This is a genomic window from Streptomyces sp. NPDC056480 (assembly GCF_042795405.1).
In the GTDB taxonomy this organism is placed as follows: Bacteria; Actinomycetota; Actinomycetes; order Streptomycetales; family Streptomycetaceae; genus Streptomyces.
In genome coordinates this window covers 1-21,330 of record NZ_JBHTSA010000071.1, presented here as the reverse complement: position 1 = coordinate 21,330, position 21,330 = coordinate 1, and the positions used below count along the sequence as shown (strand labels likewise).

17 protein-coding genes are annotated in these 21,330 nt (G+C 72.3%); 8 read left to right on the top strand and 9 right to left on the bottom strand.

Annotated features, from left to right (window positions below):
* Window positions 1-62: 62 nt before the first annotated feature.
* Genes ACFQ79_RS26835 through ACFQ79_RS26820 form a run of 4 tightly spaced genes read right to left on the bottom strand, consistent with a single transcriptional unit; the run spans window position 63 to window position 5,716 of the window.
* Window positions 63-1,223: an acyl-CoA dehydrogenase family protein gene (locus ACFQ79_RS26835; protein WP_383588002.1), complete on the bottom strand. Its 1,161-nt coding sequence runs from the start codon at window positions 1,221-1,223 to the stop codon at window positions 63-65.
* 8 nt (window positions 1,224-1,231) lie between these two features.
* Window positions 1,232-2,149 carry a hydroxymethylglutaryl-CoA lyase gene (locus tag ACFQ79_RS26830; RefSeq protein WP_383588046.1) on the bottom strand — a complete coding sequence of 306 codons (918 nt, stop codon included), beginning with the start codon at window positions 2,147-2,149 and terminating at the stop codon, window positions 1,232-1,234.
* Window positions 2,150-2,166: 17 nt separating this feature from the next.
* Window positions 2,167-4,092 carry a biotin carboxylase N-terminal domain-containing protein gene (locus ACFQ79_RS26825; protein WP_383587999.1) on the bottom strand — a complete coding sequence of 642 codons (1,926 nt, stop codon included), beginning with the start codon at window positions 4,090-4,092 and terminating at the stop codon, window positions 2,167-2,169.
* A 16-nt stretch (window positions 4,093-4,108) separates the two neighbouring features.
* Window positions 4,109-5,716: a carboxyl transferase domain-containing protein gene (locus ACFQ79_RS26820; protein WP_383587996.1), complete on the bottom strand. Its 1,608-nt coding sequence runs from the start codon at window positions 5,714-5,716 to the stop codon at window positions 4,109-4,111.
* Window positions 5,717-5,803: 87 nt separating this feature from the next.
* On the opposite strand from ACFQ79_RS26820, the gene ACFQ79_RS26815 reads away from it, so the two are divergent.
* Window positions 5,804-6,412, top strand: coding sequence for a TetR/AcrR family transcriptional regulator (locus tag ACFQ79_RS26815; protein ID WP_383587994.1), 609 nt, complete (start codon window positions 5,804-5,806; stop codon window positions 6,410-6,412).
* A gap of 77 nt (window positions 6,413-6,489) precedes the next feature.
* On the top strand, window positions 6,490-7,263 hold the full coding sequence (locus tag ACFQ79_RS26810) for a phosphatase (RefSeq protein WP_383587991.1): 774 nt from the start codon (window positions 6,490-6,492) through the stop codon (window positions 7,261-7,263).
* 166 nt (window positions 7,264-7,429) lie between these two features.
* On the opposite strand, the gene ACFQ79_RS26805 is transcribed toward ACFQ79_RS26810, so the two are convergent.
* Both ACFQ79_RS26805 and ACFQ79_RS26800 read right to left on the bottom strand, forming a co-directional pair.
* The gene (locus ACFQ79_RS26805; protein WP_383587988.1) at window positions 7,430-8,398 is read right to left on the bottom strand and encodes a cation diffusion facilitator family transporter; all 969 of its coding nucleotides are present in this window, start codon (window positions 8,396-8,398) and stop codon (window positions 7,430-7,432) included.
* Window positions 8,399-8,422: 24 nt separating this feature from the next.
* Window positions 8,423-9,292 carry an acyl-CoA thioesterase gene (locus tag ACFQ79_RS26800; RefSeq protein WP_383587985.1) on the bottom strand — a complete coding sequence of 290 codons (870 nt, stop codon included), beginning with the start codon at window positions 9,290-9,292 and terminating at the stop codon, window positions 8,423-8,425.
* 437 nt (window positions 9,293-9,729) lie between these two features.
* Between ACFQ79_RS26800 and ACFQ79_RS26795 the strand changes: the two genes are divergently transcribed.
* A complete protein-coding gene (locus ACFQ79_RS26795) occupies window positions 9,730-10,638 on the top strand; it encodes an RNA-guided endonuclease InsQ/TnpB family protein (protein WP_383587982.1) in 909 nt (302 codons plus the stop codon).
* 34 nt (window positions 10,639-10,672) lie between these two features.
* On the opposite strand, the gene ACFQ79_RS26790 is transcribed toward ACFQ79_RS26795, so the two are convergent.
* Both ACFQ79_RS26790 and ACFQ79_RS26785 read right to left on the bottom strand, forming a co-directional pair.
* Entirely contained in the window at window positions 10,673-11,830 is a 1,158-nt protein-coding gene (locus ACFQ79_RS26790; RefSeq protein WP_383587979.1) for an acyl-CoA dehydrogenase family protein, read from the bottom strand.
* A 70-nt stretch (window positions 11,831-11,900) separates the two neighbouring features.
* Window positions 11,901-13,067: a helix-turn-helix domain-containing protein gene (locus ACFQ79_RS26785; RefSeq protein WP_383587976.1), complete on the bottom strand. Its 1,167-nt coding sequence runs from the start codon at window positions 13,065-13,067 to the stop codon at window positions 11,901-11,903.
* A gap of 163 nt (window positions 13,068-13,230) precedes the next feature.
* Between ACFQ79_RS26785 and ACFQ79_RS26780 the strand changes: the two genes are divergently transcribed.
* Entirely contained in the window at window positions 13,231-13,839 is a 609-nt protein-coding gene (locus tag ACFQ79_RS26780) for a hypothetical protein (RefSeq protein ID WP_383587973.1), read from the top strand.
* Window positions 13,840-14,044: 205 nt separating this feature from the next.
* A complete protein-coding gene (locus ACFQ79_RS26775) occupies window positions 14,045-15,085 on the top strand; it encodes a hypothetical protein (protein ID WP_383587971.1) in 1,041 nt (346 codons plus the stop codon).
* A gap of 27 nt (window positions 15,086-15,112) precedes the next feature.
* Here the strand turns inward: ACFQ79_RS26775 and ACFQ79_RS26770 are convergent, their stop codons facing one another.
* The gene (locus tag ACFQ79_RS26770; protein WP_383587968.1) at window positions 15,113-16,681 is read right to left on the bottom strand and encodes a PucR family transcriptional regulator; all 1,569 of its coding nucleotides are present in this window, start codon (window positions 16,679-16,681) and stop codon (window positions 15,113-15,115) included.
* A gap of 181 nt (window positions 16,682-16,862) precedes the next feature.
* Between ACFQ79_RS26770 and ACFQ79_RS26765 the strand changes: the two genes are divergently transcribed.
* The 3 genes from ACFQ79_RS26765 (at window position 16,863) to ACFQ79_RS26755 (ending at window position 21,187) form a co-directional block, all read left to right on the top strand.
* Window positions 16,863-18,338, top strand: a complete 1,476-nt coding sequence (locus ACFQ79_RS26765; RefSeq protein WP_383587965.1) for a sodium:solute symporter — start codon at window positions 16,863-16,865, stop codon at window positions 18,336-18,338.
* 82 nt (window positions 18,339-18,420) lie between these two features.
* Complete coding sequence (speB, locus tag ACFQ79_RS26760; protein ID WP_383587962.1) at window positions 18,421-19,395, top strand: agmatinase; 975 nt, start codon at window positions 18,421-18,423, stop codon at window positions 19,393-19,395.
* Between the two features lie 109 nt (window positions 19,396-19,504).
* Window positions 19,505-21,187 (top strand): thiamine pyrophosphate-binding protein, encoded by a 1,683-nt coding sequence (locus ACFQ79_RS26755; protein WP_383587959.1) that lies wholly within the window; start codon window positions 19,505-19,507, stop codon window positions 21,185-21,187.
* Window positions 21,188-21,330 lie beyond the last annotated feature (143 nt).

The window sequence follows — 21,330 nt, the reverse complement described above, 5'->3', positions numbered from 1 at the left end:
GGTACGGGGGAGGGCCCGCCACCCCCTCGGGGCGACGGACCCTCCGTGCGAGCCGGGACGGGTCAGGCCTGGAGGCCCAACTCCCGGGCGATCAGCATCCGCTGGACCTCGCTCGTGCCCTCGCCGATCTCCAGGATCTTCGAGTCGCGCCACATCCGGGCCACCGGGTACTCGTTCATGAAGCCGTAGCCGCCGTGGATCTGGGTCGCCTCACGGGCGTTGTCCACGGCCACCGTCGAGGAGTACAGCTTCGCGATCGCCGCCTCCTTCTTGAACGTCTCGCCGAGGACCAGCCGCGAGGCCGCGTCCCGCCAGCCGATCCGGGCCATGTGCGCCCGCATCTCCATGTCGGCGATCTTGAACTGGATGGCCTGGTTGTCGCCGATCGGCCGGCCGAAGGCGTGACGCTCCTTCGCGTACTTCACCGACTCGTCGACACAGCCCTGCGCCAGACCCGTCGCCAGCGCCGCGATCGCGACCCGGCCCTCGTCCAGGATCCGCAGGAACTGCGCGTACCCGCGGCCCTCCTCGCCGAGCAGGTTCTCCACCGGGACCTGCACGTCGTCGAAGGACAGCTCACGGGTGTCCGAGGCGTTCCAGCCGACCTTCGAGTAGGGGGCGGCGACGGTGAAACCGGGGGTGCCGGAGGGGACGATGATCGAGGAGATCAGCGGCCGGCCGTCGGGCTTGCGGCCGGTGACCGCCGTGACCGTCACCAGACCCGTGATGTCCGTACCGGAGTTGGTGATGAAGCACTTCGAACCGTTGATGACCCAGTGGTCGCCGTCGCGCACGGCCGTCGTGCGGGTGCCGCCCGCGTCCGAGCCGGCGCCCGGCTCGGTGAGACCGAAGGCGCCGAGCAGCTCGCCGGCACAGAGCCTCGGCAGCCACTCGCGCTTCTGCTCGTCCGTACCGAAGAGGTACACGGGCATCGCGCCGAGCGAGACCCCCGCCTCCAGGGTGATCGCGACGGAGGAGTCGACCCGGGCCAGCTCCTCCAGGGCGATGCCGAGCGCCAGGTAGTCACCGCCCATGCCGCCGTACTCCTCGGGGAACGGCAGCCCGAACAGGCCCATGCGGCCCATCTCGCGGACGATCTCGTACGGGAACTCGTGCCGCTCGTAGTAGTCGCCGATCTTCGGCGCCACGACGTCGTGCGCGAACGCCTCGACGGTACGGCGGAGTTCCTCGTGCTCTGCGGAGAGCCGGTGGTCGAGAGACATGGGGGACGTCACTCCTTGTGGGAGAGGGCGCGGACGGTACGGGAGGGGCTGGGCCGGCCCAGCTGGTCGGCCATCCACACGCTCGTGGCGGTGAGGGCGGCCAGATCGACCCCGGTCTCGATGCCGAGACCGTCGAGCATCCACACGAGATCCTCGGTGGCGAGATTGCCGGTCGCGCTCTTCGCGTACGGGCAGCCGCCGAGGCCGCCGGCGGAGGCGTCGACCGTGGTCACTCCGTGGCGGAGCGCGGCGAGCGTGTTGGAGAGGGCCTGGCCGTAGGTGTCGTGGAAGTGCACGGCCAGGCGGGAGGTCGGGACGCCGGCGCCGTTCAGCGCCCGGAGCAGATCCGACACATGCCCGGGGGTGGCGACCCCGATGGTGTCGCCGAGGCTCAGCTCGTCGCAGCCCATCTCGGCGAGGGCCTTGGTGACGCGGACGACCTGCTCGACCGGCACGGCGCCCTCCCAGGGGTCGCCGAAGCACATCGACAGGTAGCCGCGGACCTTGAGCCCCGCCTCTATGGCACGGGTGACCGTGGGGGCGAAGAGGGCGAGGGCCTCGTCGACGGTCCGGTTGAGGTTGGCCTTCGCGAAGGACTCCGTCGCGGACGCGAAGACGGCGATCTCCCGGACCCCGAGGGCGAGGGCGCGGTCGAGACCGCGCTCGTTCGGCACCAGCACCGGGAGCCGGACCGGCAGATCGCGGACCAGCGGGTACAGGTCCTCCGCGTCCGCCAGCTGGGGCACCCACCTGGGGTGCACGAAGCTGGTCGCCTCGACGGTGGAGAGCCCGGCGGCGGCGAGCCGCCGGATGAACTCCGCCTTCACGTCCGTCGGTACGGCGCCCTTCTCGTTCTGCAGCCCGTCGCGCGCACCGACCTCGTGGATCCGCACCCGCGCCGGCAGCGCGGGATCGGGCACGACCATGGGCAGTCCCGCGGCGGTCACGCGGCCTCCTCCTCGCGGGGCGTCACCACGGCCAGGATCTGGTCCATGGCGACGGTCGAACCGGGCGTGACGTCCAGCTCGGTGACGGTGCCGGCGTGCGGGGCGGAGATGACGTGCTCCATCTTCATCGCCTCGACGACCAGCAGGCTCTGCCCGGCCTCGACCTCGTCCCCGACGGCCACCTTGACCACGGTCACGGTCCCCGGCATGGGAGCGGCGAGCGTGTCGGCACCGCCGTGCCGTGCACCGGAGAGCGCGGCGGCGACGGGGTCGTGATCCATGACGTGCCAGGAGTCGCCGTCACGGCCGAGCCAGTCGCCGGCCCGGTGGAAGCGGTGGACGACGCCGTCCACCGTGACCGCCACGGAGGCGTCCGTGACCCGGGCGCCGGCCGGCGCCTCGGCCATGACGGCCTCGAGTCCCGCTGCCCGCACGGGGAAGGGAAGCGGGGCCGGGCTGCCGCCCAGGCGCCAGCCGCTCGGCACCGAGAACGGGTCGGTCCAGCCGCCCCCGGGAGCCGGAGCCAGCTCCGCGAGCCGGACGGCCGCCGCCGCCGCGTACACCTCCGCCGGGATCCCCTCCGGGACCAGGCTCTCCGCGTCCCGCTCCACGAGGCCCGTGTCCAGGGCGCCGGAGACGACGTCCGGGTGGGCCAGGAGCCGGCGCAGGAAGCCCGCGTTCGTCGGGACGCCCAGGGTCACCGTGTCCGCCAGGGCCGCGCGCAGGCGGCGCAGGGCCGTCGGGCGGTCCTCGGCGTGGACGATGACCTTCGACAGCATCGGGTCGTAGAGGGACGAGACCTCCGTGCCCTCCGAAAGGCCCGAGTCCGTGCGGACCCCTTCGCCCGCCGGCTCGTTCAGGGCCAGGACCGTGCCGCCCGAGGGCAGGAAGCCCCGGGAGGGGTCCTCCGCGCAGATCCGCGCCTCGACCGCCCAGCCCGTGAGGGTGATGTCCTCCTGCGCGAAGGGCAGCGGCTCGCCCGAAGCCACCCGCAGCTGCCACTCCACCAGGTCCACGCCCGTGATGAGCTCGGTGACCGGGTGCTCGACCTGGAGACGGGTGTTCATCTCCATGAAGCAGTACGAGGACGGGTCGCCGCCCGGCACGATGAACTCGACCGTGCCCGCGCCCACGTACCCGCAGGAGCGCGCCGCCTCGACCGCCGCCGCGCCCATCGACGCCCGGAGCTCCGGGGTCAGCAGAACGCTCGGCGCCTCCTCGATGATCTTCTGGTGGCGGCGCTGGAGCGAGCACTCGCGCTCGCCCAGGTGGACCACGTTCCCGTGGGCGTCCGCCAGGACCTGGATCTCGATGTGCCGGGGCCGGTCGATCCACCGCTCCACCAGCAGCGTGTCGTCACCGAAGGAGGCGCGGGCCTCGCGACGCGCGGACGCGATCTCCTCCGTCAGCGTCGACAGGTCGCGGACCAGCCGCATGCCCTTGCCGCCGCCCCCCACGCTCGGCTTGAGCAGCACCGGTGCGCCCAACTCGCGCGCCGCTGCCTCCAGTTCGGGGTCGGCCGCGCCGGGGACGACGGGGACACCCGCCGCCTTCACCGTCTCCTTCGCCCTGATCTTGTCGCCCATCAGGGAGATCGCCGAGGCGGGCGGGCCGATGAAGACGAGCCCCGCGTCCGCGCACGCCTGCGCGAAGCCCGCGTTCTCCGCGAGGAAGCCGTAGCCGGGGTGCACCGCCTGCGCGCCCGTGCGTCGGGCCGCGTCGAGGAGCGCCTCCACCGACAGGTACGACTCCGAGGCCGGCGGCGGGCCGATCCGCACCGCCGTGTCCGCCTCCCGTACGTGCCGGGCGTCGGCGTCCGCGTCGCTGTACACCGCGACCGAACGCACACCGAGCGCCCGCAGCGTGCGGATGACCCGGACCGCGATCTCGCCGCGATTCGCGACGAGCACTGTGTCGAACATGGACGTCCTCACACCCTCACATCCGGAAGACGCCGAACTGGGGGTCTCCCAGGGGCGCGTTGGCACAGGCGGTCAGGGCGAGTCCGAGGACCTGCCGGGTCTCCAGCGGGTCGATGACCCCGTCGTCCCAGAGCCGGGCGCTCGCGTAGTAGGCGCTGCCCTGGGTCTCGTACTGCTCGCGGATCGGGGCCTTGAAGGCCTCCTCGTCCGCCGCGCTCCACTCGTCGCCGAGCTGGTCGCGCTTGACGGTCGCGAGGACGGACGCGGCCTGCTCGCCGCCCATGACCGAGATCTTGGCGTTCGGCCACATCCACAGGAAGCGCGGCGAGTACGCCCGGCCGCACATCGAGTAGTTGCCCGCGCCGTACGAACCGCCGACGACGACCGTCAGCTTCGGGACCCGGGTGGTGGCCACGGCCGTCACCATCTTGGCGCCGTGCTTGGCGATGCCGCCGTGCTCGTACGCCTTGCCGACCATGAAGCCGGTGATGTTCTGCAGGAAGACCAGCGGGATGCCGCGCTGGTCGCACAGCTCGATGAAGTGCGCGCCCTTCTGGGCGGACTCGGCGAACAGGATGCCGTTGTTGGCGACGATGCCGACCGGATGCCCGTGGATCCGGGCGAAACCGGTGATCAGGGTCTGCCCGTACTCGGACTTGAACTCCTGGAAGCGGGAGCCGTCCACGACCCGGGCGATGACCTCGCGCACGTCGTAAGGCGTACGGGAGTCCACCGGCACCGCGCCGTACAGCCCGGCCGGATCCACCTTCGGCTCCTCGACCGGCTCGACCGACCACGGCAGCGGGCCGCGCTCGGGCAGCGTCGCCACGATGTTCCGCACGATCCGCAGCGCGTGGGCGTCGTCCTCGGCCAGATGGTCGGTGACGCCGGAGATCCGCGAGTGGACCTCGCCGCCGCCCAGCTCCTCCGCCGTCACGACCTCACCGGTCGCCGCCTTCACCAGCGGCGGACCGCCGAGGAAGATCGTGCCCTGGTTCCGTACGATCACGGCCTCGTCGCTCATCGCCGGCACGTACGCGCCACCGGCCGTGCACGAGCCGAGGACCGCCGCGATCTGCGGGATGCCCGCGCCGGACATCCGGGCCTGGTTGTAGAAGATCCGGCCGAAGTGCTCCCGGTCGGGGAAGACCTCGTCCTGCATCGGCAGGAACGCGCCGCCCGAGTCGACCAGGTAGAGGCAGGGGAGACGGTTCTCCAGCGCCACCTCCTGGGCCCGGAGGTGCTTCTTCACCGTCATCGGGTAGTACGTGCCGCCCTTGACCGTCGCGTCGTTGGCGACGATCACGCACTCGCGGCCCGAGACCCGGCCGATGCCCGCGATGACCCCGGCCGCCGGGGCCGCGTCGCCGTACATCCCGTTCGCCGCGAGCGGCGCCAGCTCCAGGAAGGGGGAGCCGGGGTCGAGCAGGGTGTCCACCCGGTCCCTCGGCAGCAGCTTCCCGCGCGCGGTGTGCCGGGCCCGGGACTTCTCACCGCCGCCCAGCGCCGCCGCCGCGAGCTTGGCGCGCAGGACGGCCGCCAGCTCGTGGTGCGCCGCCTCGTTCGCCTGCCAGGCCGGCGAGGCGGGATCCGCCGTACTCGCCAGCACAGGTGCCTGCTGCATCCCTCGAGCTCCCTTGCTCGGTTAATGAGCGTTAACGTATGCCGTTCAGGTTAACGACCGCTAACCGGGTTGTCTAGAATCGAATCCATGACCACGACCCCCGCCACGACCCGGACCGCCACCGGCAGGACCGACGCCCCGACGCGGCGCCAGCAGATCCTCAAGGAGGCCGCCCGCCTCTTCGCCGAGCGCGGCTTCCACGGCGTGGGCGTGGACGAGATAGGAGCCGCCGTCGGCATCAGCGGCCCCGGCCTCTACCGCCACTTCCCCGGCAAGGACGCGATGCTCGCCGAGCTCCTCGTCGGCATCAGCGAGCGGCTCCTCGACGGCGGCCGGCTGCGGGTCGGCGAGACCACCGGCGACCCCGAGGCCCTGCTCGGCGCCCTCATCGACGGCCACATCGACTTCGCCCTCGACGACCGGCCGCTGATCACCCTCCACGACCGCGAGCTGGACCGCCTCAAGGACGAGGACCGCAAGCGGGTCCGGCAGCTCCAGCGGCAGTACGTGGAGCTCTGGGTGACGGTGGTGCGGGAGCTCTACCCGGACGCGGGCGAGTCGGAGTCGCGGACGGCGGTCCACGCGGTGTTCGGCCTGCTCAACTCGACACCGCACCTCGACGCGGTGGGGCGCCGGTCCATGGAGGACCTGCTCCGGCGCCTCGCCCACGGGGCCTTCGGAGCGCTCGAGGGCTGAGCGGTGCGCGGCTCCCGGCGGGTCCACGGGACGGAACGATTGCCCACAACGGCAGGCCGTCCTCCAGAATGAACCCCATGCCGATACTCAGCCGCCCCGCCCTTGTCGAGCACCTCGTCCGCACCCGGATCGCGGGAGACGTCGCCACCCCGCGCGACAACAACCTCTCCCACTACCGCAAGCTCGCCAACGGCGACCGGCACTACTGGCTCGGCCTGGAGCTCGGCGACCGCTGGACCGACGAGCAGGACGTGCTCGCCGTGATGGCCGAGCGCTGCGGCGTCATCGACGACCCGGCCCACCGGGCCGGCCAGGACACCATCGACCCCGAGCTCACCGTGGACGGACTGGAGCGGATGGCCGCCCGGCTGCGCAAGGCCGCCGCCGGCAAGCAGCGGGTCCTCTTCGCGACCGGCCACCCCGGCGCGCTGATCGACGTGCACAGCCGGGTCGCGGCCGGGCTGCGCGCCCAGGGCTGCGACATCGTGAAGATCCCCGGAGGGCTCGTCGCCGACGAGGGGTACGTCGTGCAGTTCGCCGACGTCGCGGTCTTCGAACGGGGCGCGAGCCTCTGGCACACCCACTCCCCGGAGCCGATGAACGCGATCCTCGACGCGCTCGGCGAGGACGGACGGCCCGATCTGGTGATCGCGGACCACGGGTGGGCCGGGCGTGCGGGTCAGCGGGGGATCGACTCCGTCGGCTACGCCGACTGCAACGACCCCGCCCTCTTCATCGGTGAGGCCGAGGGCACGATGCAGGTCACGATCCCGCTGGACGACCATGTCCTGGACCCGCGCTACTACGAGCCGATGACGGCGTACACCCTGAACGCGGCGGGCCTCCTCTGACGGCCCGACCGCCCCGGACCGGATGACGGGACCGAGGGGATCAGCAGACGGGTGACGGGATCAGAAGACGAGGGAGCGGGTACCGGACGGGGAGCTGTACGGCGCGGGGACGTTGGGCGCGCGAACGTGCCGTCGCCCCTGCCGAGGTGCAGCCACGGGACGCCGGTCAGATCGGGCCCGGATCGGAGGGCCGCCGGTCCCGGTGCTGCCCCACGCCCGGCGTCGGGTCCAGATACACGCGGCGGATCGACGGGAAGCGTTCCCGGAGCTGGGATTCCGCGTCCTCGCACGCCCACTCGACCTGTGCCGCGGACGATACGTCACGGAAGTCGACCTTCGCCGCGATCAGCACCTCGCCGGGCCCCTGGATGAGCGTCGTCAGGTCGAGGACGTCCACGATGTGCGGGACGGAGAGCAGCTCCTCGCGGATCTCCGCCCGGACCCGCTTCGGGAGCGGCCGGCCGATGAGGAGCTCGGCGTTGGAGCGGCCCAGCACCCAGGCCACGTACACGAGCAGCGCGCCGATGAGGATCGAGGCGACGCCGTCCCAGACGCTGGAGCCGGTGATCTGGACGCCGAGGAGGCCGCCCGCCGCCAGCATCAGGCCGGCCAGGGCGGCGGAGTCCTCCATCACCACCGCCTTCACCGTGGTGTCGGGGGTGAGGCGGAGGTAGCGGGCGAAGGGGGTCCGGGCCCGTTCCGCCTCGGCCCGCATCTGCCGGACGCCGGTCCGGAGCGAGTAGCCCTCCAGGACGAAGGCGACGCCCAGCACGATGTAGGAGATCAGCGGGTCGCCCACCTCCTCGCCGTGGGTGAGGGTGTGGATGCCGTCGTAGACGGAGAAGACCGCGCCGCCCACGAAGGTGGCCACGGCCGCGAGCAGCGCCCAGACGTACCGTTCGCCCGCGTAGCCCACCGGGTGGTCCTCGTCCGCCGGCTTCTCGCTCCGCTTGAGCGCGGTGAGCAGCATGACCTCGGTGACGGTGTCGGCGACCGAGTGGGCGGCCTCCGACAGCATCGCGCTGGATCCGCTGATGACACCGGCGACGGCCTTGGCGGCGGCGATCCCCAGGTTCGCCACCGCCGCCACGATCACCGTGAACGTGCTCTCACCGCTGCCCGACTGCTCTGCCATGACATCGGACGGTATGTCCGGTCATCAGCGCGGCACGCGAACGACACCCTCCTGGATGACCGAGATCGCGAGCCTGCCGTCCTGCGTGTAGATCCTGGCCTGGCCCAGGCCGCGCCCGCCGGACGCGGTCGGCGACTCCTGGTCGTACAGGAGCCATTCGTCGGCCCGGAAGGGGCGGTGGAACCACATCGCGTGGTCCAGGGACGCCCCGACGACGTCCCCGACGGCCCAGCCGCCCCGCCCGTGCGCGAGCAGGACGGAGTCGAGCAGCGTCATGTCGGAGACGTAGGTGGCGAGGACGACGTGGAGGAGAGGGTCGTCGGCCAGCTTGCCGTTGGTGCGGAACCAGACCTGCGAGCGCGGCTCGCGCGGCTCCCCGACCGAGCCCCACGGCGGGACCTCGGCATAGCGGAGGTCGACGGCCGCCCTGGCCTCGATCAGCCGGTCCGCGACCTCGCGGGGGAGGTGACGGGGCAGCATCTCGGCCGGCGTGGGCAGCGACTCCGGGTCCGGCGCGGCCGGCATGTCCGCCTGGTGGTCGAGCCCCTCCTCGTACGTCTGGAAGGACGCCGAGAGGTGGAAGATCGGCTGCCCGTGCTGGACGGCGACGACCCGGCGGGTGGTGAAGGAGCGTCCGTCGCGGATCCGGTCGACGGTGTACACGATCGGCGCGCCCGGGTCCCCGGGGCGCAGGAAGTACGCGTGCAGGGAGTGGGCGAGCCGGTCCTCGGGGACCGTCCGCCCGGCCGCCACCAGGGCCTGGGCGGCCACCTGGCCGCCGAAGACGCGGGGGACGAGCGCGGAGCGGGACTCGCCCCGGAAGATGTCCCGCTCGATCCGCTCCAGGTCGAGCAGATCGAGCAGGGCATCCAGGGCGTTGTGTGTGTCGGGCACCAGGACCTACCACTGATCTTGGCCGGAGCCCGCCTTCGGGCGGGGATGCAGGCCATGTCGGAATTGCTCTGACCTCAGTGTGAGGCGAGAGCTTGCACGGTCGTTCTCGGCTCGGTCAAGCAGGTGTGATCACGTTGGTGGTGACTTCCTTCGATGTCGCCTCGAAGCCGGTGTGCAGGGTGCGTGTGATGTCTGTGCGGCGTTTCGGCGCCTGGGGCGGGTGGCGGGTCGGGGGCACAGGTGGTCATCCAGTGCAGTTATCGGCGACCGGGTCAGGGCCGGGGTGTCGCCTCAGTGGTGTCGGTCAATGGGTGAGATGCGGGAGGGGTGTTGAAGCGTCAGCGTGGCCACAGGGCCCGGCTCTGTCTCACACCCGCTCAGGCGTCGGCCGCAGAGGAGCAAGGCCATGCGGCCCACAGGGACGTGACCTCCAGATCGTGCGTCTGAACCGGCGGTGGGGGTGGATGTGGGTTCCGAAGATCGGACACGTCCTGTTCCGCTGGACCAGGGATCTCCCCGTCGGCAAGCACGCCGACAAGGAGAACCGAGTGACCGGGGCCCGGCTGGTGAAAGAAGCCGCCGGCTGGCATGTCGTCTTCCGCGTCCAGAGCCAAGCACCCGAACCGGCCCCTCACACCGGGCCGACGGTCGGCATCGACCGGGGCGTCACCCGCCCCCTCGCCCTCTCGGACGGCACCTTCCGCGATCACGGCCCCTGGCTCACCCATGGGGAAGGAGAACGGCTGCGGCGGCTGGAGAAGACGAAGGAGCGCAGGCGTCGCGCCCGCCGTCCCGGCGAGAAGAACTCGCGGCGGCTGACGCGAACGTACGACCAGATCGCCCGGCTCCGCGCGACAGCCAAGCGCCGAGCCGTCGACTGGCAACATAAGATCACCACCGAAATCGCCGAGACGTTCTCACGTATCGGGATGGAAGACCTGGCCATCACGAACATGGTCCGGTCCGCCCGGGGGACCAGGGAGACTCCGGGCAGGAACGTCCGTCAGAAAGCCGGACTGAACCGCGCCATTGCCGCCGAAGCGTGGGGCAGGACCGTGACGATGCTCGAGTGCAAGAGTGCCGACCGTGGCGGCAGCGTGGTCAAGGTTCCCGCGCCGAACACCTCCCGGTGCTGCTCCGCGTGCGGCTTGACCACGCCGGGCAACCGTGAGACCCAGGCCCGGTTCGTGTGCAAGAACCCTGGCTGCGGGTTCGAGGGGAACGCGGACACGAATGCGGGACGCAACATCGATCGCGCCGCCGGGCAGGCGGTGTCAGGACGTGGAGACTTCGGGGTTACCCGGTCTACGAAGCGTCGACCACCCACTCGGCCGCACGCGGTGTGAGAGGGACTCCGCCCCGTTCACGGGGCGGAGGATGTCAAAGGCCCATCGACTTGGCGATGATCGACTTCATGATCTCGCTGGTGCCGCCGTAGATGCGGTTGACGCGGTTGTCGGCGTAGAGACGCGCGATCGGGTACTCGTTCATGTAGCCGTAGCCGCCGTGCAGCTGGAGGCAGCGGTCGATGACGCGGTGCGCGACCTCGGTGCAGAAGAGCTTGGCGCTCGCGGCCTCGGCCGGGGACAGCTCGCCCGCGTCGAGGGCCTCCAGGGCGCGGTCGGCCACGGCCTCGGCGGCGTCGACCTCGGCCTGGCAGGCGGCCAGCTCGAACTTGGTGTTCTGGAAGTGCGCGACGGGCTTGCCGAAGACGGTGCGGTCCTGCACGTACTCCTTGGCGAAGCGCACGGCGGCCTTGGCCTGCGCGTACGCGCCGAAGGCGATGCCCCAGCGCTCGGAGGCCAGGTTGTGGCCGAGGTAGTAGAAGCCCTTGTTCTCCTCGCCGAGGAGGTCCTCGACGGGCACCTTGACGTCGACGAAGGCCAGCTCGGCGGTGTCGGAGGTGCGCAGGCCGAGCTTGTCCAGCTTGCGGCCGATGGAGTAGCCCTCGGACGTGGTGTCCACGGCGAAGAGGGAGATGCCGTGGCGGCGGTCCTCGGCCGTCGGGGCGGACGTGCGGGCGCAGACGATCACGCGGTCGGCGTGGACGCCACCGGTGATGAAGGTCTTGGAGCCGTTGAGGACGTAGTGGGTGCCGTCCTCGGAGAGCTTGGCGGTGGTCTTCATGCCCGCGACGTCGGAGCCGGTGCCCGGCTCGGTCATCGCGAGGGCCCACATCTCCTCGCCGGTGACGAACTTCGGCAGGTAGCGCTTCTTCTGGTCGCCGGTGGCGAGCATCTTGATGTACGGCAGGGCGAGCAGCACGTGGACGCCGGAGCCGCCGAACTGCACACCCGCGCGCGAGGTCTCCTCGTAGAGGACGGCCTCGAACTTGTGGGTGTCCAGGCCCGCGCCGCCGAACTCCTCGGGCACGTTGATGCCGAAGATGCCCAGCTCGCCGAGCTTGTCGTAGAAGTCGCGCGGCGCCTGGCCGGCCGCGAACCACTCGTCGTAGACCGGGACGACCTCGGCCTCGATGAAGGCGCGGATGGTCTCCCGGAACGCCTCGTGGTCCTCGTTGAATACGGTACGGCGCACGATGCGACTCCTCCGGTGCCCAGTTGTCTAAGCGCTTGCTCAGTCTGTCGTCAACGAAGTTACCCAGCGGTCACTCACCCTGTCCAGACTTCTCGCCTGTGATCCAGGCCCGCCCCACGGAGTCGTACGCGTACGCGGGCCGTCCCTTCGCCCCGCTCGTCCGAAAGGGCGCGCCGTCCTCGTCCCCGATCCGGACCGTGCCCCGGCGCCCCTCCGAGCTCCACTCCAGCTCCAGGTACCAGCGGCAGTCGCACCCCACCGCCCCCGCGAAGACCAGCAGCTCCTCCGGCTCGGCGGCGCTGACCGCGTACGGGAAGGAGACCGCCGGGAGCGTCCGGCCCTCCTGCCCGGAGGCGTCGTACCCGTCCAGCGCCCGCGCCACCGGCCGCGGCCGGTCCAGGTCCACCTCGAAACGGCGCGGAGTGACCGCCCCGCCGCACCCGTCGTCCATCCGGTACGCCGCCCACGGCAGCGGCGCGCCCCTGTCCACCACCCGCACGTGCAGCGCCTGGAGGACCACCGCCGTCGTGCTCTTCCCCTGCACCGACACCCGCACCAGCGTCTCCCCGCCGTCCACGGCCCCCTGCGCCGCCGCCCAGCTCCGCGCGTCGGCGGCCTCCGGCGGGGGAGGGGGCGTCCGCTCCACGAGGTAGGTGTGCCCGCATCCGTTCTTCCAGAGGTCCGAGGCGACCGTCCACGTCAGCGGCGCCGGTGGTTCGGCGGCCCGCTCCCCGGTCTTCCCGGGCAGGAGTACGGCTCCGAGCGTCACCGTCCCCACGACCGCCAGCGCCCCGCAGACCACGCCCACCCACCCCCACCGGCGCCTCCGCCGCTCGGGCGGGAGGCCCGGCACGCGCGCGAGCACGGGCTCCGGGCCGGGTTCGGGCGTCGCCTCCGGGGCCGGCGCGGGCTCCGGGCCGGGCGCGGGCTCGGGTCCGGGCGCGGGCTCGGGCGCCGGCTCCGGGCCGGGTTCCGGTACCGGAGGGCGGCGGGCGCCGTCCGCGCGGGTCCAGGCCAGCTCCAGGGCCCGCCGCTCCTCCTCGTCCGCCCCGCACAGCAGGGCGAGGCGGTCGACCACGGCGAACTCCTCCGGGACGGTCGCGCCGGAGCAGTAGCGGTGCAGGGTGGAAGCGCTGACGCTCAGGCGCCGGCCCAGCGCCTCGTAGCTCCGCCCGTCCCGCGCCTTCAGCGCGCGCACGAGCCGCGCGAATTCCTCGACGGCGGCGTCCTTCGGCATTCCATCCCCCTCGACCCTGCGTCCCACCCTTCACGTCCTTGCACGTCAGCGGGGGTGGAATGGTTCCGGGACGGGCGGCGGGCGCGTCACCGTTGCAGGCGGCGGGCGCCGGCCCGACGCTGGTTGAGCACTGACCGAACCACCCGACGGGGGATCCACCACCATGAACAAGCTCCGCACCGCGCTCGCCGCCACCGCAGCTGCCGCCCTGGGCCTCGCGGCCCTCGCCACGGGCCCGGCGCAGGCCGCCGCCCAGCCCGCCTTCCTCGCCGCGTCCCAGATGCCGCCGTCGTCGACGCCGTGGACCGCCACCCAGATCTTCACCGGCGTCCCGGAGAACGGCGGCGCCCTCTGCGCCCCGTACAAGATCCCGGCGCAGAACACCCGCTACCGCGAGTTCAACACCGAGCTCGACACCAACGGCGTCCAGATCACCACCGTCGCCCGCACCGAGGCCGACGCCGTGAAGCTGGTCGACACCCTCCGCAAGTCCCTCGCCGGCTGCGGACCCCTGCTCCAGAAGCAGAACCCGGGCCTGAAGGCCGTCAGCGCCGCCCACGGCAAGGTCGCCGTCGAGGAGGGCGCCTGGGTCTACAGCCTGGACACCGCCGACCCGCAGGTCGGCAACACGGACATCCACCTCTTCTCGGTGGGCCGTGACGGCAGGACCGTCACGTTCGTCCGGTGGGGTCAGATGGGCGACCTGAAGGACGCCCCGCTGACGGCCTTCAAGACGACGACCAAGACCGCCGTGAACAAGCTCTGGTCCTGACGCAGCGTCATCCTGTCGGACGGCGAACTACTCAGAGTGACAGTCAAGTCGCAGAGTACCGCCGATCGGGCGATACTGGGAGGTGAGCTGAGCTTCCGACGTCGGCACGCTCGTGGGTCGAGCCGAGCTGCCCGTCCGTCATCAGACCGGTACCGGCCGGGGGGACCGTTTCGTATGTGATGCGAGTGATGCGAAAGGACGCGTCATGGAACTCGAATCCCTCCCTCTCGAATCCCTGCCCGACGACGTCGTCGCCCAGATCGAGGTTCGGGACCGCTGGCGGCGCGCATCGGCCGCCGGCGGTCTGGAGTTCCTCATCACCGACATCGGGAGATGGCCTCTGGGCAAGACGGTGCGGGTCGCGTTCCTCGACGGGAACGACCAACTGCACGCGGACATCGTCGGAGCGACGAAGCAGATCACCGACGCCTGCAACCTGACACTCGACTTCGGGCAGAACGGCGGAGGTGGCCCGTTCCGGCGATGGACCGAGGCCGATACCGCCCTCGCCGCGGAGATCCGGGTCAGCTTCGACCTGCCGGGCTTCTTCTCCCTGGTGGGCACCGACAGCACGGACGGCGCCATCGGCGCGGGAGGCGGCCCGGTCGGCGGCAATCCTGGCCAGCGCAGCCTGAACCTCGGGCGGTTCGTGTCGAACAGGCCCGCCCGGTGGGAGGGAACCGTGCGGCACGAGTTCCTGCACGCACTGGGGTTCCACCACTCCCACCAGAACATGCGCGGCACCTGCGAGGGCGAGTTCCGCTGGGAGGACCCGCCCGGGTACACGCTCACGCAGGACCCGACCGGCGCCTTCGTGGCGGACGCCCAGGGGCGGCAGCCCGGCATCTACACGTTCCTCGCGGGGGCGCCGAACCGATGGCCGCGCGCGAAGGTGGATCACAACCTGCGCACCGTGGACTCCCCGGATCTCGTCGCCGGACCCTTCGACACGAAGTCCGTGATGCTGTACCGGTTCCCGGCGTTCTTCTACAAGTCCACCCCCAGCAGCTGCGCGCCGGCCGGTGACGGGCAGAACCTGTCGGACGGCGACAAGCGCGGGCTCGACCTGCTCTACCCGCACACCATGGACGGGCTGGCGGACCGTCAGGCCCGCGCCGACGCGGTCCTGGAGTCGCTCGGGGCCGGTCCTGAGGGCGTTCCCGGAGCGAACGGCGGCGGTCTGGCCGAGGTGTACCGCAGCCGGGTCGAGGAACTTGCGGCCGCCCAGGCCGCAGGCGTCCAGTGACCCGCACCCCTGCCCCGCCCCCGCCCCTCAACGGGACTTGAGCGCGAACCACAGCTCCATGCGGACGTCCGGGTCGTCCAGGTCCCGGTCCAGGAGGGCGGCGCAGCGGGTGATCCGCTGGCGGACGGTGTTGCGGTGGATGTCCATCGCGGCGGCCGTCCGGTCCCAGCCGCCGTGCAGCGAGAGCCAGACGCCCAGGGTCTCGGCGAGCGGTTCGCTCAGCGGGGCGAGGAGGGCGCGCGCGTGGGCGGTGGCCTCGTCCGGATCCACCAGGGCGGCGAACCCGCCCGGGCGGTGCCGCACCAGATCCGCCCCGGTCGCCTCCGCCCGTCGCAGGGCCCGCGCCGCCTGGGCGTCGGCCGCCGCGAGCCCGCCCGCCTCGACGGGGGCGCTCACGCCCAGCGTCCAGCCGGACTGAGCGGTGACGGGGGAGGGGGCGGACAGGAGCAGGCGTACGACTCCGGGCGCGGCCCCCGTAGCCGTACCGCCGGCGCTCGCGGCCCCCGGAGCCGTACGGCCGGAGTTCGCCGACCCCGGAGCCGTACCGCCGGAGCCCTCAGCCGCCGGAGCCGTACCGCCGGAGCCCTCCGCCGCCGGTGCCGTACCGCCCGCGTCCAGCAGCGGTGTCCCCAGTGCCGCCGCCAGGCCCGCCGCCGCGAACGGGGTGCCGTCGCCACCCGAGGCGTGGACCACCGTCCACGGGCCCGGGCCCAGCGAGTCCGCGATCTCCGCCGGTGCCGTGCCGAGCAGCAGCCGGACCAGGGCCCCGTCCCGCACGGTCGCGTCCGCGCCCCGGTGCGGGGCCGTCAGGAGGGACAGCAGGACGACCGCGACCCCCGCGATCGTGTGGTCGCTGGGGCCGCGCCGTTCCGTCGCCACCCCGAGTGCCAGCCCGTCCCCGCCGCCGAGCGCGTACGCGGCGAGCCGGAGCCCGCCGCCGTCCCCGCTCGCCGAGGCCGGGCCGCCCGGGCGCGGGCCGAGGACGCCCGCGAGGTCCCGCAGCGCCCGGGCCGTCTCCGCCGGCACCTCCCGGCCGGCCGCCACCGACTCCGTACCGTCCGCTCCGAAGAGCACCGCCCGGCCCCCGAGCCGTGAGGCGAGCGCGCCGAGCACCGCCGGGACCGGGGCCGGCCGGGCGGCGGCCGCCGCGAGGGACTGCTGGGCCTCCGTCACCCGGCGGAGCTCGTGGAGCCGGGCCTCCGCCATCAGTCGCCACAGCGCGCGCGCCACCGCCGTGAACGGGGTCCTCGGGGGCACCTCGACCAGCGGCAGACCGTGCCGGGCGCAGGCCTCGACGAGCTCCGCGGGCACCGTGTCGTACACCGGCGTCACGCCGAAGGCGAGCGCCGCGGCACCCGCCTCCACCACCCGCTCCACGTAGTGCGCCGGATCGGCGAGCTGCACGCCCGCCGTCATGAGCAGCTCACCGCCGAGGAGGTACGGATACGGGTCGGCCATCTCCGAGGTGTGCACCCAGTGGATCGAGACGTCCTCGGGACCGGCGAGGAGCCGCAGCCCGAGGTCCCGCCGGGCGAGCAGCGCGGCCAGCGAGACCGGCGGCGCGGGAGGGGTGGCGGCGGGCTCGGCGGAGGTCATGGTGATGGGCCCTTCGTACATCCCCCGCCCGGTCAGTGGAGGAAACGTACACTTCATCGTCGCTTTCCGGCCACCTACTGTCATGGCATCCAGAGGCCGCGGGTACGGGCGGATGTCCCCGCGATCAGCCTCTGGTCACTCCCCTGCACGACACGCCACCGAGGTGAACGAAGGAGGCCCCATGGCCGTCGACTACACAGTGATAGCCCTGTACCTGGCCGGCATGCTCGCGATGGGCTGGTGGGGCATGCGCCGCGCCAAGTCCAAGAGCGAGTTCCTGGTCGCCGGACGCCGCCTCGGTCCCTGGATGTACTCCGGCACGATGGCCGCCATCGTCCTCGGCGGTGCCTCCACCATCGGCGGCGTGGGCCTCGGCTACAAGTACGGCCTGTCGGGCGCCTGGATGGTCTTCGCCATCGGCCTCGGCCTGCTCGCGCTGAGCGTGTTCTTCTCCGCCCGGATCGCCCGGCTGAAGGTCTACACCGTCTCCGAGATGCTCGACCTGCGCTACGGCGGCCGGGCCGGCGTCATCTCGGGCGTCGTCATGTGGGCGTACACGCTGATGCTGGCGGTCACCTCGACGATCGCGTACGCCACGATCTTCGACGTCCTCTTCGACCTGCCCCGGACCCTCGCGATCGTCCTCGGCGGCACCATCGTCGTCGCGTACTCGACGCTCGGCGGCATGTGGTCCATCACCATCACCGACATGGTGCAGTTCGTCGTGAAGACCATCGGCGTGCTGCTCCTGCTGCTGCCGATCGCCGTCGTCAAGGCGGGCGGCTTCGCCGAGATGAAGGCCGCGCTGCCCACCTCGTACTTCGAGCCCCTCGGCATCGGCGGCGAGACGATCTTCACGTACGTGCTGATCTACACCTTCGGCATGCTCATCGGCCAGGACATCTGGCAGCGGGTCTTCACCGCCCGCACCGACAAGGTCGCCAAGTGGGGCGGCACCGTCGCCGGCACCTACTGCCTCGCGTACGCCCTCGCCGGAGCCGTCATCGGCACCGCGGCGAAGGTGCTCTACCCGAACCTGCCGAGCGCCGACGACGCCTTCGCCACCATCGTCAAGGACGAGCTGCCGATGGGTGTCCGGGGTCTCGTCCTCGCCGCCGCCCTCGCCGCCGTCATGTCGACGTCCTCCGGCGCGCTGATCGCCTGCGCCACCGTCGCCAACAACGACATCTGGTCGCGGCTGCGCGGAACCGCGTCGGCGGACAAGGACGACCACGACGAGGTGAAGGGCAACCGTGCCTTCATCCTGATCATGGGCGTCGCCGTCATCCTCATCGCCATCGCCCTCAACGACGTCGTCCAGGCCCTCACCGTCGCCTACAACCTGCTGGTCGGCGGGCTCCTCGTGCCGATCCTCGGCGGTCTGCTCTGGCGCCGCGGCACGGTCCAGGGTGCGCTCGCCGCGGTCACCGTCGGCGGCCTGGCCGTCATTGGCCTGATGTGGACTTACGGAATCCTTGCGAATGAGCCTGTTTACTACGGTTTGTTGGCCTCACTCGCCGCATATGTGATCGTTTCCCTGGCAACCCGCCCGACGGACGCCGCCGTGCTCGCGCACTGGCGCGCCCGCCTCGCGGGCCGGGAGAACCCCGAGGCCGACCCGACGCCGGAGACCGTTCCGGCCCCCGCGACCGGCTGACCGCACCGAGACCCCCGGCCGGGGCCCCGAGACCCGAGGCCCCGACCGGACCCCCACCGATACACCCCAGGAGGACCCGACCATGAGCAGCAGCGACCAGAACACCCCGCGCGGCCCGATCGACTCGTCCCGCATCCCGCGGTACGCCGGTCCCGCGACGTTCGCCCGGCTGCCGCGGCTCGACGAGGTCGGCACCGCCGACATCGCCGTGGTCGGCGTCCCCTTCGACAGCGGCGTCTCCTACCGCCCCGGCGCCCGCTTCGGCGGCAACGCCATCCGCGAGGCCTCCCGCCTGCTCCGCCCGTACAACCCGGCGCAGGACGCCTCCCCGTTCGCCCTCGCCCAGGTCGCGGACGCCGGTGACATCGCCGCCAACCCGTTCAACATCAACGAGGCCGTCGAGACCATCGAGGCCGCGGCGGACGACCTGCTGAACTCCGGCGCCCGCATGATGACCCTCGGCGGCGACCACACCATCGCCCTGCCGCTGCTCCGCTCCGTCGCCAAGAAGCACGGCCCCGTCGCCCTGCTCCACTTCGACGCGCACCTCGACACCTGGGACACGTACTTCGGCGCCGAGTACACCCACGGCACCCCGTTCCGCCGCGCCGTCGAGGAGGGCATCCTCGACACCGAGGCGCTCTCCCACGTCGGCACCCGCGGCCCGCTGTACGGCAAGCAGGACCTCACCGACGACGAGAAGATGGGCTTCGGCATCGTCACCTCGGCGGACATCTACCGCCGCGGCGCCGACGAGGTCGCCGACCAGCTGCGCCAGCGCATCGGCGACCGCCCGCTGTACATCTCCATCGACATCGACTGCCTCGACCCGGCCCACGCCCCGGGCACCGGCACCCCGGAGGCGGGCGGCATGACCTCCCGCGAGCTCCTGGAGATCCTCCGCGGCCTCTCCTCCTGCAACCTGGTGTCGGCGGACGTCGTCGAGGTCGCCCCGGCCTACGACCACGCCGAGATCACCGCGGTCGCCGCCTCCCACACCGCGTACGAACTGACGACGATCATGTCCCGCCAGATCGCGGAGAGCCGCACGAAGTAACCTCCCGGGTGGGTTGTGGGCCCGCGTTCCTCCCCCGGACGGAACGCAGGGGCACAACCCGCCCACCGGGGCCGCACCGTACCGATCTCGCCACGCCCAGAGGGACCCCATGACCCACGACCACGACCTGGTCCTGCGCCCCACCGCCGCCCAGACGGAGGCCGCGCTCAACCCGCCCGCCGGGCGGAACGGCGGTGACCTCGTCGTCGAGACCCTCACCGGCCTCGGCGCCACCACCGTCTTCGGCCTCCCCGGCCAGCACGCCCTGGGCATGTTCGACGCCCTGCGCCGCTCCTCCCTCCGGTACGTCGGCCTCCGCGTCGAGAACAACGCGGGCTTCGCCGCCGACGCGTACGGCCGGATCACCGGCGAGGCGGCCCCGCTGCTGCTCTCCACCGGCCCCGGCGCGCTCATGTCGCTTGCCGCGCTCCAGGAGGCGGCCGCCGCCTCCGCGCCCGTCCTCGCGATCGGCAGCCAGATCCCGGTGGCCGGCCTCGGCGGCGGCCGGCACGGCTACCTCCACGAGCTGCGCGACCAGCAGGCGTCCTTCCGGGACATCGTGAAGTCGGTCCACACGGTCCGTACGCAGTCCCAGATTCCGTCGGCCATCGCCGCGGCCTGGGAATCGGCGCTCACCGCCCCGCACGGGCCGGTCTGGGTGGAGATCCCGCAGGACGTGCTCCTCGCGGAGACCACCCTGCCGGTGGTGACGGCGATGGACGCCACGCCCGAGGACATCGCCCCGCGCCCCGAGCTGACGGCGGTCGCCGCGCACCTCCTGGCGAACGCCGAGCGCCCGGCGGTCATCGCGGGCGGCGGGGTCGTCCGCTCCGACGCCTCGGGCAAGCTGCTCGCGCTCGCGGAGCGGCTCGACCTCCCCGTGGTGACGACCTTCGGCGGCAAGGGCGCGTTCCCCTGGGAGCACCCGCTGTCGCTGCAGTCCTGGCTGGAGGACCGGCACACCACCGACTTCCTCGAGGACGCGGACGTCCTGCTGGTGGTCGGCTCGGGGCTCGGGGAGCTGTCCTCGAACTACCACACGTTCGCGCCGCGCGGCCGGGTGATCCACATCGAGGCGGACGCCGGGAAGCTGGAGTCCAACCACCCGGCGCTCGGCATCCACGCGGACGCCCGGCTCGCACTCCAGGCCCTCCTGGAGACGGTGCCGGAGCGCCGGGACGCCACCGCTCCCGAGCGGGTCTCGGCCGTCCTGACGAAGGTCCGGGACCGGATCGCGGCACAGGACCTGGGCCTGGAGCAGCGGATCGTCGCGGCGGTACGGGAGGCGCTCCCGGAGCGGTCCCCGAGCTTCTGGGACATGACGATCCTGGCGTACTGGGCGTGGTCGGCCTTCGACGCGAAGCACCCGAACACGATGCACTCCGCGCAGGGCGCGGGCGGCCTCGGCTACGGCTTCCCGGCGGCGCTCGGCGCGGCGGCGGCGGACCCGAGCCGGCCGGTGCTCGCGGTGTCCGGCGACGGCGGCGCGATGTACTCGATCGCGGAGCTGGCGACGGCGAAGCAGTACGGCCTCGACGTGACGTGGCTGATCGTGGACGACGGCGGCTACGGCATCCTGCGCGAGTACATGACGGGCGCGTTCGGCGAGGCCACGGGCACGGAGCTGTCCCGCCCCGACTTCGTCGCCCTGGCGGAGTCCTTCGGCGTCCCGGCGACCCTGACGACCCCGGAATCCCTGACGGCGGACCTCGCGAAGTCCCTCGCGACCCCGGGCCCGTCGGTAGTCGTCCTCCCGGCCCTGCTCCGCATGTTCGAGCCGACGCACCTCTGACGGCACCGCACCTCTGACGGCACCAGCGCCGGTGGCCCGGACCCGGAAGGGCCGGGCCACCCGGGCCTCGTCACCCGACGAGTCCCACCCAGGCCGTACGGTACTCGGCGAGCCGGGCCTCGGACCCCCAGTCTCATATAAAA

Coding starts and splice junctions, on each gene's coding strand:
- ACFQ79_RS26785 (WP_383587976.1), bottom strand. CDS start 13,067: ATGCCGAAGGACGCCGCCGTCGAGGAATTCGCGCGGCTCGTGCGCGCG.
- ACFQ79_RS26815 (WP_383587994.1), top strand. CDS start 5,804: ATGACCACGACCCCCGCCACGACCCGGACCGCCACCGGCAGGACCGAC.
- ACFQ79_RS26825 (WP_383587999.1), bottom strand. CDS start 4,092: ATGTTCGACACAGTGCTCGTCGCGAATCGCGGCGAGATCGCGGTCCGG.
- ACFQ79_RS26810 (WP_383587991.1), top strand. CDS start 6,490: ATGCCGATACTCAGCCGCCCCGCCCTTGTCGAGCACCTCGTCCGCACC.
- ACFQ79_RS26755 (WP_383587959.1), top strand. CDS start 19,505: ATGACCCACGACCACGACCTGGTCCTGCGCCCCACCGCCGCCCAGACG.
- ACFQ79_RS26805 (WP_383587988.1), bottom strand. CDS start 8,398: ATGGCAGAGCAGTCGGGCAGCGGTGAGAGCACGTTCACGGTGATCGTG.
- ACFQ79_RS26780 (WP_383587973.1), top strand. CDS start 13,231: ATGAACAAGCTCCGCACCGCGCTCGCCGCCACCGCAGCTGCCGCCCTG.
- ACFQ79_RS26770 (WP_383587968.1), bottom strand. CDS start 16,681: ATGACCTCCGCCGAGCCCGCCGCCACCCCTCCCGCGCCGCCGGTCTCG.
- ACFQ79_RS26830 (WP_383588046.1), bottom strand. CDS start 2,149: ATGGTCGTGCCCGATCCCGCGCTGCCGGCGCGGGTGCGGATCCACGAG.
- ACFQ79_RS26820 (WP_383587996.1), bottom strand. CDS start 5,716: ATGCAGCAGGCACCTGTGCTGGCGAGTACGGCGGATCCCGCCTCGCCG.
- speB (WP_383587962.1), top strand. CDS start 18,421: ATGAGCAGCAGCGACCAGAACACCCCGCGCGGCCCGATCGACTCGTCC.
- ACFQ79_RS26835 (WP_383588002.1), bottom strand. CDS start 1,223: ATGTCTCTCGACCACCGGCTCTCCGCAGAGCACGAGGAACTCCGCCGT.
- ACFQ79_RS26775 (WP_383587971.1), top strand. CDS start 14,045: ATGGAACTCGAATCCCTCCCTCTCGAATCCCTGCCCGACGACGTCGTC.
- ACFQ79_RS26765 (WP_383587965.1), top strand. CDS start 16,863: ATGGCCGTCGACTACACAGTGATAGCCCTGTACCTGGCCGGCATGCTC.